The organism is Streptomyces sp. NPDC047971, from assembly GCF_040653355.1.
GTDB lineage: Bacteria > Actinomycetota > Actinomycetes > Streptomycetales > Streptomycetaceae > Streptomyces.
Map to the genome: position 1 here is coordinate 342,588 of NZ_JBEZNW010000002.1, position 12,979 is coordinate 355,566.

Genomic DNA, 12,979 nt, shown 5'->3' on the forward strand with positions numbered 1-12,979 from the left:
GGGCGGGCCGCCTCGGGGCCTCGGCCGGCGTCGCCCGGCTCGCGTGGACGGTGCCGTCTCCGTACGGGTCACGCTAGTGGCGGTGCGGGGTCCACGCTTCTCGATTCCTGATCGGTCGCGCTCCGCCGGTCGCGCCTGCCCGGACGACGGCGAACCGGTCGGGCGCCACGACCTCCGGCACGGCGGCCCCGCCGACGAGCGCCTCTCCGCCCGTGCGTGCAGAGTGATGATCACGCAGCAGGACGCCGACCACGGGAGACCGCCATGACGGCATGGACCGATGCCGAACTCGACCGCATCGGGGCGGCCGAGGAGATCGAGCTCGAGTCGGAGCGCGGCGACGGATCGCTGCGCGCCCCGGTCACCATGTGGATGGTGCGGGACGGCGACCTGGTCTACGTGCGGTCCGTCAAGGGCCGCGAGGGTCCGTGGTTCCGCGGCACCCGGACGCGGTACCGAGGGCGCGTCAGCGCGGGCGGCATCACCAAGGACGTCACCTTCCAGGACGCCGACCCCTCGACGTACGAGCGCGTCGACGCGGCCTACCGGGCGAAGTACGGGCACTACACCGGCATCGTCGACACCGTCCTGACCCCGCTGTCCCGCGCCGCCACCCTGCGGCTCGTACCCCGCTGACCCGATCGAGGCGTGACGCGGCGCGACCGGGTCGCCGCTCGCGCGGCGCCGCGGCCGTCCGGAGGGGCCTCGGGGGTGCGCGGCGCGGCCGGGCGGCGGGGGACGATGGCGCGTGCCAGGGTAGGGACATATGCGCTGCGAAAGGACATTTTCATGATCACCACCGACTTCGTCCCCGGCTCCCCCTGCTGGATCGACCTCGGCGCCCCCGACGTCCCGGCCGCCGCCGCCTTCTACGGCGCCGTGCTGGGGTGGGACTACGAGCCCATGGAGGGTGCGGAGGACATGGAGGGCGGGGAGGACATGGAAGGCGGGATGTTCCGGAAGGACGGCAAGATCGTCGCCGGCCTCGGCAAGCTCACCGAGGAGGGCGCCCGCTCGGCCTGGATGATCTACTACGACGTCGCCGACGCGGACGCCACGACGCAAGCGGTCGAGCGGGCCGGCGGCACGGTGCGGGTGGCGCCGAGGGACCTCGGCGAGTGGGGCCGGATGGCTCAGTACAGCGATCCGCTGGGAGGCCAGTTCGCCGTCTGGCAGCCCGGATCGGACACGGGAGTCGAGCTCATGGACGAGCCGGGCTCCCTGTCCTGGACCGAGCTGTACACGACGGACGCCGCGGCCGCCAAGGAGTTCTACGGCGGGGTGCTCGGCTGGCAGTTCGGTGACATGGAACTGCCGGGCGGCGGAGGGACCTACAGCCTCATCACCCCCGCCGGACTGCCCGAGGAGCGGATGCACGGCGGGCTCATGGAGATGCCCGCCGAGGCGCTCACGCTGGCCGGCGGACGGCCGTACTGGCACCCGGTCTTCAACGTCACGGACTGCGACGCCGCCGTCGCCAGGGTCACCCAGAACGGCGGCACCCTCCAGATGGGACCGGACGACGCGGAGGGCGTCGGGCGGCTGGCCGTCTGCGTCGACCCGGCCGGCGCGGACTTCGTCGTCCTGACGCCTCCCCCGAGCGAGTCCTAGGGAGTGTCCGGAAGGTATCGCCGTCCGCCCGCGTGGGCGGGGCTCGACGGCGAGTCGGGCGAGACCTTCCGTAACGACCCAGGGAGCGTCCGGTGGGCCGGACCGGGGAGCGGCGCCGGGCGCCGTGGTGAGGCCGCGGACCGGCCCGCGTCAACGCGCGGCCTCGCGCTCCCTCGGGAGAGTGCGTCCGGTTGCCGCCGAGATCTGCCGCGCCCTAGGGTTCTGACCTGCTGTGACACCCCATGCCCCGACGACGGGGCCGGTCGACCGCACCCTCACGTGCGGCCCGGACAGAAGGACGCCCTTGGCCGCCGACCGGCCCGACGACGAGGATCCGGCCCGCGCCCTGGGCCGGGCGCTGCGCGAGCTGCAGCGGCGCTCCGGATGCACCTTGCGTTCCCTCGAAACGAGTGTCCGCATCAGTGACTCGTCGCTGTCCCGGTACTTCCGCGGCACCACCGTTCCCCCGTGGGCGACGGTCCGCGACCTGTGCAAGGCGCTCGACGGCGACCCCGCCGACCTCCGCCTCCTGTGGGAGGCCGCGGACCGGAGCCAGCGCGGACAGACACACGGCCCCGGTCCGCGTGAGGCGGACACCGCGAAGACCGGCGACGGCGCGCCGCCCGGCGCGCCGCGACGCCGGCTCCCCGTCCTGGGCGGGCGCACCGCCTGGGCGCTGGCCGGCACCGTGCTCGGGCTCGTCCTGGGAGCCGGGAGCGCCGCACTCGTGGAGTGGCGGTCCCCCACACCCGGTGAGGGCGCGCTCCCGGCCGCGCACGGCGCGTCGGCCTCGTCGGACGCTCCCCGGATCTTCGTGAGCCGCGCGACGGGGGCCTGCCTCGACGACAGCCTCGACATGGGCACCCGGTCCTACGCCTGCAACGGGATGTCGTACCAGCGCTGGACCGTCCGCCCGACGACGGACGGCAGCGTGCAGCTGAGGAACCACGCGACGGGCGAGTGCCTGGACCACCATCCCGACGGACTGCGCACCGTGCCCTGCGGCCCGTCCGCGTCCCAGCGGTGGACCGTCAGCGCCGGGGACGACGAGGCGGTCGAGGTCAGGAACACCACGACCCGGCGCTGCCTGGACGACAGCGCCGGAGGCGTCCAGGTCCTGGCATGCGACCGGACGCCCCGTCAGAAGTGGGCCTGACGCCCGGCCTCCTCGCGGTGACGCGGGACGGGGCTACGCCACCTCCACCGCGTCCAGCTCCGTGTGGCGCTCCCCCTTCGCGAGGCGCACGGTGTTCCACCCCGCGCGCAGCTCCTCCGGCACCTCCCGCGCCGTCCACGCGTCCCAGCCCGTGTACGGGTAGGCGACGACCCCGGAGTCCGCACCGTTGACCGTCAGCGCGTGCGTCGCCGCCGCGGGTGCGCCGGAGCCGTCGAGCGAGCCGTTTCCGTACCGCACGGTCAGGGTGTGCGGCCCGGAGGAGGCGGCGAAGACACGGAACTCCACGAAGCTGTCGGGATGGTCGATGTACCCGACGGCCCGGCCGCCCCAGGCGTCCTTCGCCTCGCGGACGGTCGCCCGGTGCACACGGGCGAGCTCGGCCTCGTGGGGGACCTTGCTGCCGCGCACGACCGGACGGCCGTCCGCGAACCCCAGGTCGGCGATGTGGAGCACGCGTCGTGAGCGGTCGGTGCCGTAGCCGTGGAAGAGGATCCGGTCCCTGCCGTCCGGGCCGGTCACGACGTCCTGTCCGCCCGGTCCGCCGATCGCTCCCGAGAAGGACGTCGTGGTCATCAGCGGCAGGTCCCCCTTCACATACGGCCCGGTGAGGGTGTCGGCGGTCGCCCAGCCCGTCGCGTACGCGTCGGTGCGGTAGTCGCCCGCCGAATAGAGGAGCACATAGCGGCCGCCCCGCTTGACGAGCGTGGGCGCCTCGACGAGGCCGCCCTCCCAGAGGCGGTCCTGCCTGATCAGCCGGACCGGATCGCCGGTGACGCGGGTGCCGTCCCACGAGACGGGCTGGACATGGAGCCAGGTGTCCTGCCCGCAGCAGTTCCCGTCGCTCTTCCAGAGCAGGTGGCGGGCGCCGTTCTCGGTGTAGCTCGACGCGTCGATCGACCCGCCCTGGTCGGGCGTGCAGACCAGGGGGCCGTCGCCGACCGGCCGGAACGGTCCGTCGGGGGAGGGGGCCACGGCGGTGCCGATGCACTGACGGCCGCCCGCACGGTCGCGGGCCGTGTACTGGAGCGTGAACCCGTCGCCGTTGTCGAAGACTTCCGGCGCCCATACGTGGTTCGGGGGATCGAGCGTGACCCACGCGCCGACCTCGGGCAGCACGTCCTCCGCGTCGACGGTCCAGTGGACCAGGTCGGTGGAGGTGGCGTGCTGGATGTTCCTGCCGTGGGCGTTGGTGGCGTAGGCGTGGAAGACCGCGCCGACCTTCACGACGTCCGGGTCGGCGAAGTCCTGGTCCAGGACGGGGGTGATGGGGGGCCTCGGGGCGGGCGCGGCGAGTCCGCTCGGCGCCCCGGACGTCGCCGGAGCCGCGGTGGTCACGGCGCCGGCGGGCATCGCGGCGAGACAGGCCACCGCTCCCACCACCAGGACCGCCACCATCCCCTTGCGGCGCGCGGCGGACGCCTGGCCCGACGCCACGAGCACCCGACGCGACGCGGCTGACCCCGGGCGGGCCGCGTCGGTCGCCCGGCGGCGCGCCGCCCGTAGCCGGCCGATCAGGTCATGTGCGGGACGGCGCGGTCCGCCTCCTCGCCCGTTCCGGTGGTCCACGCGTCGACTCCCTCGGCTCCGGTCGTACCGCGCTCGCGGACGACGTCATCGGCGACGCACCCCGCCTTCTGGGCACGCGGGGCACACCACGAGAACGACCCGGACACCGCCGCGTTGCGCGTGGGGCGAGGGCGGACGGAGCATCGGCGCAGCTGCGGGCCCCGACGTCCCGTCCCGGCTCCGCCCCCGTCCCGGGACAGCAGCGTCCACGCAGGTCAGCGGGGTGGGAATCCCGACTTCACCGAAGCGCCCGGGACACGCTTGCGGCCCTCTCCCCGCCCGGCACAGACTTCGGTTGTCCGGCCGCGGCAGAGCCCTCGACCGGATGTCCCGCCCCCGGCGGACGAGCGCCCCACGAGGGCGCACGGGCCTCTTCCCCTCCCCACGCCGACAGCCGGCCGGCGCCCTTCCGCGACAGCTCGCCCCTCAAGGGCGGTGCTCGTCACACTCCCTCACCGACCACCGCAGGAGGTCCCCCATGCCCCGGAACACCCGTGCCCGCCGCCCGCTCGTCGCCACCACCCTGGCGGTCACCGGTGCCGCCGTCGCACTCGTCGCGACGCTGCTGACCGGCCAGGGCGGACCGTCCGCAGGCGAGCGGACAGCCGGCGAACGGGCCTCCCCGGCGTACCCCGGCGGCCTGCCGGGGCGGGTCACCGAGGACGACCGCCTCCTACACGACGCCGAACAGCACCTGCTGCGCGACTGCATGCGCCGACACGGATTCACCTACCGGGTCTTCCCGCTCGACGAGGACCAGGGGGTGGACGCGTTCGTGTACGTCCTCGACGACACGGCCTGGGCCCGACAGCACGGCTACGGCTCCGCACTGCGTCGCGAACGGACCGCCCGCGCCCGGAGCGACCCGAACCGCGCCTACTTCGCGGCGCTGCCGGCGGACCGCAAGGCCCGGGCACTGGTCGCCGCCAACGGACCCTCGCCCGACGGCCTGCGCGTGACCCTCCCCGGCGGCGGCACCGTGCGGCGCAGCGATCGCGGCTGTGTCGCGGAGTCCCAGCGGCGGCTCTACGGGGACCTCGGCGCCTGGTTCGGCGCCTCCACCCGTGTGGAGGCCCTGCGACAGATCCGCCGGAGCCGCGTCATGGCCGAAGGGGACTACACGGCGGCGCTCGGCGACTGGCGGCTCTGCATGCGACGCGCCGGACACCCGTTCGCCACTCCCGCGGCCGCCCGGGCCGCCGCGCTCTCCGCCGCGCACCCCCTCGGCAAGGCCCGCGAGGTCGGCCTCGCCCTTGCTGAGGTGCGGTGCGCCGGGGAGTCGGAACTCGGCCGCACGGCCCGGCGCCTCGACGACCACCACGGCCGCCTCCTGGCGCGCGAACACCGCGCGGACGTGGAGGCGCGGGACCGGCTGAGGGCGGCCGCGCTGCCTCGTGCCCGTCTGCTCCTCGGCGACGGCCCGCAGGGCTGACCGGCCGGCCACCGGACTTTCCCGAACCTCCTGGCCGGCGGGCCTCGTCGCCCGCCCCCGACTCCGCCGCGGGCCCATGGCACCAGCGGCGGCCCAACGGCCGCGCCGCGACACGGCGGTGCGGCCACCACCCGAGAAATGGAGACACAACCATGCGAACCACACGCGCCCTCCTGACGGCACTCGGCGTCGCCGCCCTCACCCTGCTGACCGCGCCGGTGGCCGACGCCCGCGTCACCGAACCCGCGGCGGCCCCGCCCGTGTCGGTCACGGCACCGGGCGCCGTCTCCCCGGCGGCCGTACCCGCACCGGACGGGTTCCTGTACGCCTGGGAACACGCCCACGCGGGCGGCTTCCACTGCCGGTGGAACGGGGAGAACGCCAACTGGGCCGGCTGCCGCAACAAGGTCTCGGACGTCTGGAACAACGGATTCCCGGGACGTGCCGAGGACGTCCAGCTCTTCTACGGTCTCGACTGGACCGGCTCGTGGGTCTGCCTCCACCAGGGCCACTCGATTCCCGACCTCGGTCTCTCCGGGCTGAGGTTCTTCGGCCCCGGTGCGGGCAAGGGCCAGTTCGTCAACGACAACGTCTCCTCGCACCGCTGGGTCGACGCCTGCTGAAGTCCCCCTCGCTCGGAGCCGGTTCGACGGGCCGCCGCCCGCCGAACCGGCTCACCCATGGTGCCGAAGCGCACGCCGCGGCGCGAGCCGCGGCGAGGCGGCACCCGAGCGGACCCCCGCCCCGACGTCCGCCGGCTACCCCGGCCGGTCCACGCCCAGGGCCTCCGGAGCGCGGCCGGGCCGGGGCGGGAGCGCCCCCAGGACGAGGCGGGCGGCGGCCGACCAGGTGACGCCGGCGGCGAGGCGGCCGCGGACGACGTGCATGCGCTCGAACGCCTCCTCGCGGCCGGCCAGGCACTTCTCGATCCGCGCGGCCCATTCCTCGGCGTCGGCGTCGAAGTCGCCGGTGACGGGGACGATCAGATGGTCCGCGTCCGCGCCGAGGTGCTCGCGCAGCAGCTGCGCCAGTCCGCTCCGGTCGCTCACCAGCACCGGCACCCCGCGCAGGATCGCCTCCTGTCCGACCAGGCCGAACCCCTCCGAACGCGAGGGCATCACGACCAGCCCGGCGCGCAGGATGTCGGACTCCAGCTTGCGCGGGTCGGCCGAGTAGGGGCGAACCACCACGGACAGGCCGGGGTTGCCCGACCACGTCTGGATGAGCCGCTGCTGTTCGTCGGCCAGCTCCGGCGGCGCTCCGCGGACGAACAGCTCGATCTGCTCCCCCGCCGTCCGGGCCCGCAGCTCGTGCACCAGCCCGCAGGCCCGCGCGGCCAGATCGACGCCCTTCAGCCGGACGTCCTCGGTCCGGCCGACGAACAGCACCTTGTGCAGGCCGTCGGGAGGGGGCATGCGCCGCGCGGAGGTGTCCACCGGCCCCTCGGGCCCGGCCGCACCGGTGAACGTCGCCGCGTCGAAGCCCGGGTCGAGGCGGAGGGGTTCGAGGGCTCCGGAACCCCAGAGCTCGTTGGTGAAGCGGCGCGTCAGCGCCGGGCCGACGGCGACGACCCGGTGGGCGGTGGCGCCCAGTTCGCGCTCGATCTCGGTACGTTCCTCCGCCTGTCGGGCGCGTCCCCCGCTGTCGCCGAGCTTGTGCCACTCGATCTCGTCCGGTGCCATGTGGACGAAATGCAGCCGCCGCGCCCGTGGGAAGTAGTCCTCCGTCAGGTGGGCGGCCGCCGGCCCGGTGATGCGGGCGTGCCCGATCACCAGGTCGGGCTCCGTGCCCTCCGGGAGCGCCGGCCTGCGCGTCAGCCGGCCGTAGTCGGGTGCACCCGGCGCGCCGGCGTGGGTGAGGAGGGTGACGCCCTTCTCCTTGGCGTCGGTCACCTCGGAGGAGTCGGCTTCGAGCACGACGCAGAAGACCTGGGCACCCGCGGCCGCCAGCGCCACGCACAGGTGCCGGTTGAAGGTGCTCAGTCCGCCGCTTCCCGAGGACCATTCCGTGGCGACGACCAGCACGCAGGGCCGCGCCGAGAGCACGCGGGCGGCTGCGCGTTCGGTGTCCGTCACCTCGACGGCCGCCGGTCCCGGGACCGTTCCGGGACGCGTGTCGGCGCCGTCCGGCGCGGGCCCGGTGCCGGGCGAGGAGCCGGTCGAACCGATCATCTCGCTGTCGCGCAGAGCCCGGAGCAGGGACTCCGGCTCCGCGTGACTCGCATAGGCGCCGTCCCGCAGCATCTCGCCGAGGATCCGGCCGGCCGCCGCGTGCGTGGCGAGGTGTTCGAGGATGTACGGGTCGGCGGCGTCCCAGTCGCGTTCACCGGACTCCTTGAGCGGCACGCGGCGGACCAGTCCGCGGGCCATGGACCGCTGCTGTTCCCGGACGTCGCCGGGCGTCCTGAGGTATTCGGCCAGTTCCAGGTGGAAGAGCCGGTGGACGGTGGTGCCGTCACGCCGGGTCCTGTCGACCACAAGCCCGCCGGCCTGTTCACGGAAGCGCCGCAGGTCGTCGAGGGTGCAGGGATCGCCCGTCAGCTCCTCGACCAGGGGTGCCCACAGGTGGTCCGGCAGGCCCGCCCCGTAGGCGTGGGCGAGCGGGCACAGGACGCGCGCCGCCCGCGCCTCGCCGATGCCGATTCCCCGCAGCAGGCTCCGGAACAGCGACGGCAGGTCCTCGTAGCGGGGCGGATCGCTCTCCGCCGTCAGGGCACGGGCCGCCAGGTGCACCATCAGGAAGGAGTGTCCCGCCCTGCGGGCGAGGTCGTCCGCGTCCACCTCCGTGCGCGCGGCGGGGGAATCGCCCGGAGCGTGGGTCAGCAGCCGCTGGGCGACCTGTCGCACGGCGTCCTCGTCCCGGAATTCCGGAGCGTCCAGATCGAGGACCTCGAAGTCCTCTCCGAGCGAGCCGAGATGGCTCCGGCGCGCTCCGACGAGCAGGCGCACCGCGGGCGTCCTGCCGAGCGCCCGGACGAAGTCGACGAGCTCGCGGTCGTACGCGGACGGGGCGATCTCGTCGAGTCCGTCGAGGACGACGACGACCGGGTCGGTGCGAGCACCGAGCGCCGCCCGCACCCGCCGCGGGGGTGTGTCCACGGGGAGCCCGAGCGCGGTCGCCAGGTCGGCGGCGAGGGAGTGCAGTCCCTTGACGACGCGCCCGGTGAGCGGGATGACGGTGAGCCCCGGCGGTGGCAGGGTCTGGGGTGCGGTGTTCAGCCGGGCCGGGCTGTCGGGGTCGGTGAGGGCCAGGAAGCGTCCGAGGAGGGCGGTCTTCCCGGAACCCGGGTCACCGGTGACGGCGATCGGCCGCGCCGCCCCGTCCGGGGACCGTACCCAGTCCGCCAGCCGGGCCAGGGCGCTCGTCCGCCCGACGAAGAAGTCGCCCGGCTCGGCGCCGTGCGCCACGCCACGGCTGCGCGCGTCGAAGTGGTCGCGGTGCTCGTGCCGCAGCCGGGCCACACCCATCGGGTCGAGGGAGCCGCGGGGCGGGTCCGGCACGTACCGGGGGTTGGGGAAGAACGTCTCCGTCTCCCCCTGGCTGAAACCGTAGTACGAGGGCCCCCGCCCGGCTTCCCGGTTCCAGAAGTGCCTGCGGATGTCCTCCATCACGTCGGCGAGGGCGAGGAAGCGCTGCCGCGGCCCGGGGGACGGACCGGTGAGCACGTCCTCCCACGCGTCCGCGAGAGACGAGGAGTCGCCGTCGCCGAACCTCCTGATGTGCGCGACGAGGTGCAACGAGGTGCCGTTGGGCCGCTCGACGCCGTCCGGGACGGACGCCCGCACGTCCGCCTGGTCGCGGTGGCCCGTGCCGCACACGTCGAGGAGGGCGAGGGCCCCTCCGGCGTTGCTGTCGGCGAGCATTCCGACGAGGTCGTGGGCGGCCACGGACGTGTAGGGGACGCCCGCCTCGCTGTCCGAGCCGAACAGGCGGAGTCGCTGTCCGTCGACCGAGCCGTAGCCGGCGTAGTACACGACGAGCACGTCGTCGGGCCCGAGCCGGGACTCCCGGATCCACCGCAGGACCGCGGACCGCAGATCGTCGGCCTGGGGGGAGGCTCCCAGGTCCATGAGGACGCGCTCGTAGCCGAACTCCGCGAACAGCTCGGCCATGCGGTCCGCGTCCCGGCCGGCCTCCGGAAGGTCCGGAAGGCGTGACGAACGGTAGCGGTCGACCCCGATGGCGATCAGAAAGCGCCGCCCCGCACCCGCACCACGGCGGCCCGTGCCGGTCCCGTTCACGCCCGTCCCCCTTGCTCCGGCAGGCGGTCGGACCCCTCGTCGCGCCCTGCCGTTCCCCGCCCGCTCCCCGCGGGCCCGGCGCCGGTACGCCGTACCCCCGACCTTAGGACAGCGGGGCCCGCCGCAGGGAGCTCCATCGGCAACTCGCCCCGAACGGGATGATGTTCAGCCCCTCCTCCACCACCCCGTTCTCGCGCCCTCGGTGGACGCCGTCGTGCTCTTCGTTCCGTTCAGTGGGCCATCACCGTGCTCGGCACCCTCAGGCTGCTGCGGAGCCGGTCGGCGGATTCGGCGGTGACCAGGAGTTCGACCAGTCCGGAGATCTGGCCGGGGGCGTGGTCGATGAAGACGTCCTCGATGTTGACGCCCGCCGCGCCCACGTCGGTGAAGAGGCGGGCCAGTTCGCCGGGCTGGTCGCCGATCAGGACGGAGACGGTGACGTAGCTGCCCCGGGGTGCGCCGCGCTTCTGGGGCAGTCGACCGTGGCCGGCGCATCCCCGGTTCAGCAGGCCGGTCAGTGCTTCGGCGCCGGCGGCGCGGCCGGTCTCGTCCTCGGCGGTCACGGCGCGCAGCGCCGCGATGGCCTCGCCAAGGTCCTGGGCCAGTGCGTCCAGGACGTCGGCGACGCTGTCGGCGTTGGCGGAGAGGATCCCGAGCCAGAGCCCGGGGTCACCGCCCGCGATGCGCGTGACGTCTCGTACGCCCTGGCCGGACAGACCCACCTCGGCGTCGGTCGCGTGTTGCAGGCGGGCCGCCATGAGGCTGGCGACCAGGTGGGGGGTGTGGGAGACGAGCGCGACGGCCCGGTCGTGTCCCTGCGAGTCCATGACCAGCGGGGTCGCGCCGCACAGGTCGAGCATGCTCCGCACGGTCCGCCAGGTCTCCACGGAGGTGGTCCCGGTCGGTACGAGCGCCCACACACGTCCTTCGAAGAGGTCGGCTCGGGCGGCCAGCGGGCCCGCCCGTTCCCCTCCCGCCATGGGGTGGCCGCCCAGGAAGGTGCGCGTGTCGCAGCCGGCCGCCTCGATGGCGTCGAGTACCTGGGCCTTGACGCTGGCCACATCGGTGTAGGAACGGGCGACGCCGCGGCGCTGGGCGTCGGCGAGGGTGGTCGCGATGTCCGCCGGAGGGACGGCGAGTATCGCCAGGTCGACGGTGTCGGGGGGTTCTGCGGCGTGGCCGGCCCCGAGTGCGGCGGCCGTCAGGGCCGCCATGGGTTCCCTGTCGCTCAGGTAGACGGTGACGCCCTTGGCCGTCAGGGACAGGGCGATGGACGTGCCGATCAGGCCGGCGCCGACGACGACGACGGTGCGCAACATGGTGTGCCTCATCTGTTCCTCGTCGGCAAGGACGCGACCGTCCGGTCGCATGGGTGTCCCTGGGACGGTGGGGGTGGGGAGGTGACTGCTTCACGCCGCCGCGACGCCGGAGCCCGGGTACGGGCGCTATTCGGGCGACGGGTGGTTCGTGAGGTCTTCCGCGAACATCTCCCAGATCTCGGCGTAGCCGTGGACGAGCTCCGACATCTGCGCCTTGCAGTGGGCGGGGACACTCTCCACGAACCGCTGGCGGTCGCGGGCCACCTGGGCGGCGGCGTCCAGCATCCGCAGGATGTGACGGCCCATCTCGTTGAGCCGCATCGAAGGGTCACGGCGCAGGATGTCGAAGATCGACCCCAGTTCGGCGGGTGACTTGGTGGCTGCCGGACGGCGCTGCGGCGGCCGGTAGGCCGACTGCTCCTGGGCGCCGGCCACGGCGGCCGCGTGACCGCGCTGGCGGGAGGGGACGGGGTCTTCGCCGCGCATGACCCGGCTGCGGACGTCCGCGACGGTGGCGGGCGAGATGCCTGCCTGGCGGGCTATGGTCCGCAGCGAGGCCGTGGGGTTCTGCTTGACCAGTTCGCCGGCGAGCCTTCTGCCGTGGGTGGAGTCCACGGGTCGGGAGCGGCCGTCGAGCCCGATCCTGCGGTCGGGCTGGAGGAGCGTGCCGGCCGCGTTGTGGCGTATCTCGGCGACCTTGCGGGCGGACAGTCCGGCCACCGAGGCGACGGCCCGGTCCGACCATTCGGGGTGTGAGGCGAAGATGCGTTCGGCGGCGGCGGTGCGGTCCTCCAGGGACAGCGGGCGGCCGTGGGAGACGTTGAGCGCTACGGCGAGCAGATCGGCGTCGGTCGTGTCGCCGTCGAAGTAGCGGACCTTGATGAAGATCTGCCCGTTGGCCTGGGCGGCTCGCAGGCGGTGGACTCCGTCGACGACCCGCATGGTCGGGCGGTGCACGAGGATCGGGGGCAGTTCCGCCTCGACCTCGGCGAGCGTTCTGGTGTATTCGCTGTCCACGCCGCCCATGCGGGGGGTGTGGGTGACGTGCAGTTCGTCCAGGTGGGCGAGTTCTACGGTTCCGTCGTTGAGGCTCTTGTCACGCAGCGCGAGCAGGTATTCCGAACTGCTGCGTGTGCACGGTCTCTCAAGCTGTTCGGCGGTCATGTCGACACTTTCCGGTCGTGCGTGCGTTGCGGGCTGGGGCAGCTGTCCTACTGCCATCCGGAGTCCCGTACGTCGCCGGTGGTCGGGGTGGGGGTCTGCCAGCCGGAGTCGTCGTTGTCGTCGTCGCCCTCGCCATGGGTCGGGATGGGCGTCTGCCAGCCGGAGTCGTCCTTGCTGTCGTCGCCCTCGCCATGGGTCGGGGTGGGGGTCTGCCAGCCGGAGTCGTCGTTGTCGTCGTCGCCCTCGCCGTCGGTCCCGGCGACCTGGGCTCTCTGCGCGTCACCCGCGGTGGCGACGGTCGCGTCGGCGCCGTCCGCGGCCCAGGCGGCCGGTGCGCCCAGAAGGAGGGCACCGGCGGCGACGCTGCTGAGAATGAGCTGACGAATCATGGGGGATTTCCCTGTTCTGCTGGGGGGGCTTGCTGCGATGAACATGAGTGTTCTCCGCGGCCCATCGGGAGCAGAAGGGG

General features: G+C 74.0%; 10 protein-coding genes. 5 read left to right on the top strand and 5 right to left on the bottom strand.

The window, feature by feature from the left end; genetic code table 11:
• The first annotated feature begins 264 nt into the window (after positions 1-264).
• The 3 genes from AB0D99_RS04040 to AB0D99_RS04050 all read left to right on the top strand — a co-directional run bounded on the left by AB0D99_RS04040 (position 265) and on the right by AB0D99_RS04050 (position 2,767).
• Positions 265-636, top strand: coding sequence for a DUF2255 family protein (locus tag AB0D99_RS04040; protein WP_362356614.1), 372 nt, complete (start codon positions 265-267; stop codon positions 634-636).
• Between the two features lie 153 nt (positions 637-789).
• Positions 790-1,611: a VOC family protein gene (locus tag AB0D99_RS04045; protein ID WP_362356616.1), complete on the top strand. Its 822-nt coding sequence runs from the start codon at positions 790-792 to the stop codon at positions 1,609-1,611.
• Between the two features lie 304 nt (positions 1,612-1,915).
• Positions 1,916-2,767, top strand: coding sequence for a helix-turn-helix domain-containing protein (locus tag AB0D99_RS04050; RefSeq protein WP_362356618.1), 852 nt, complete (start codon positions 1,916-1,918; stop codon positions 2,765-2,767).
• A gap of 33 nt (positions 2,768-2,800) precedes the next feature.
• Here the strand turns inward: AB0D99_RS04050 and AB0D99_RS04055 are convergent, their stop codons facing one another.
• Positions 2,801-4,222 (bottom strand): family 43 glycosylhydrolase, encoded by a 1,422-nt coding sequence (locus tag AB0D99_RS04055; RefSeq protein ID WP_362356620.1) that lies wholly within the window; start codon positions 4,220-4,222, stop codon positions 2,801-2,803.
• Between the two features lie 610 nt (positions 4,223-4,832).
• Here AB0D99_RS04055 and AB0D99_RS04060 point away from each other — a divergent pair.
• Both AB0D99_RS04060 and AB0D99_RS04065 read left to right on the top strand, forming a co-directional pair.
• Positions 4,833-5,786 carry a hypothetical protein gene (locus tag AB0D99_RS04060; RefSeq protein WP_362356622.1) on the top strand — a complete coding sequence of 318 codons (954 nt, stop codon included), beginning with the start codon at positions 4,833-4,835 and terminating at the stop codon, positions 5,784-5,786.
• A gap of 152 nt (positions 5,787-5,938) precedes the next feature.
• Entirely contained in the window at positions 5,939-6,409 is a 471-nt protein-coding gene (locus AB0D99_RS04065) for a peptidase inhibitor family I36 protein (protein ID WP_362356624.1), read from the top strand.
• Between the two features lie 135 nt (positions 6,410-6,544).
• On the opposite strand, the gene AB0D99_RS04070 is transcribed toward AB0D99_RS04065, so the two are convergent.
• The 4 genes from AB0D99_RS04070 to AB0D99_RS04085 form a co-directional block, all read right to left on the bottom strand.
• Positions 6,545-10,027: a glycosyltransferase gene (locus AB0D99_RS04070; RefSeq protein ID WP_362356626.1), complete on the bottom strand. Its 3,483-nt coding sequence runs from the start codon at positions 10,025-10,027 to the stop codon at positions 6,545-6,547.
• Positions 10,028-10,257: 230 nt separating this feature from the next.
• A complete protein-coding gene (locus tag AB0D99_RS04075; RefSeq protein WP_362356628.1) occupies positions 10,258-11,358 on the bottom strand; it encodes a prephenate dehydrogenase in 1,101 nt (366 codons plus the stop codon).
• Positions 11,359-11,472: 114 nt separating this feature from the next.
• A complete protein-coding gene (locus AB0D99_RS04080) occupies positions 11,473-12,510 on the bottom strand; it encodes a transcriptional regulator (protein ID WP_362356630.1) in 1,038 nt (345 codons plus the stop codon).
• A gap of 47 nt (positions 12,511-12,557) precedes the next feature.
• On the bottom strand, positions 12,558-12,899 hold the full coding sequence (locus AB0D99_RS04085) for a hypothetical protein (protein ID WP_362356632.1): 342 nt from the start codon (positions 12,897-12,899) through the stop codon (positions 12,558-12,560).
• Positions 12,900-12,979: the final 80 nt, after the last annotated feature.

Coding starts and splice junctions, on each gene's coding strand:
- AB0D99_RS04065 (WP_362356624.1), top strand. CDS start 5,939: ATGCGAACCACACGCGCCCTCCTGACGGCACTCGGCGTCGCCGCCCTC.
- AB0D99_RS04045 (WP_362356616.1), top strand. CDS start 790: ATGATCACCACCGACTTCGTCCCCGGCTCCCCCTGCTGGATCGACCTC.
- AB0D99_RS04060 (WP_362356622.1), top strand. CDS start 4,833: ATGCCCCGGAACACCCGTGCCCGCCGCCCGCTCGTCGCCACCACCCTG.
- AB0D99_RS04075 (WP_362356628.1), bottom strand. CDS start 11,358: ATGAGGCACACCATGTTGCGCACCGTCGTCGTCGTCGGCGCCGGCCTG.
- AB0D99_RS04080 (WP_362356630.1), bottom strand. CDS start 12,510: ATGACCGCCGAACAGCTTGAGAGACCGTGCACACGCAGCAGTTCGGAA.
- AB0D99_RS04085 (WP_362356632.1), bottom strand. CDS start 12,899: ATGATTCGTCAGCTCATTCTCAGCAGCGTCGCCGCCGGTGCCCTCCTT.
- AB0D99_RS04040 (WP_362356614.1), top strand. CDS start 265: ATGACGGCATGGACCGATGCCGAACTCGACCGCATCGGGGCGGCCGAG.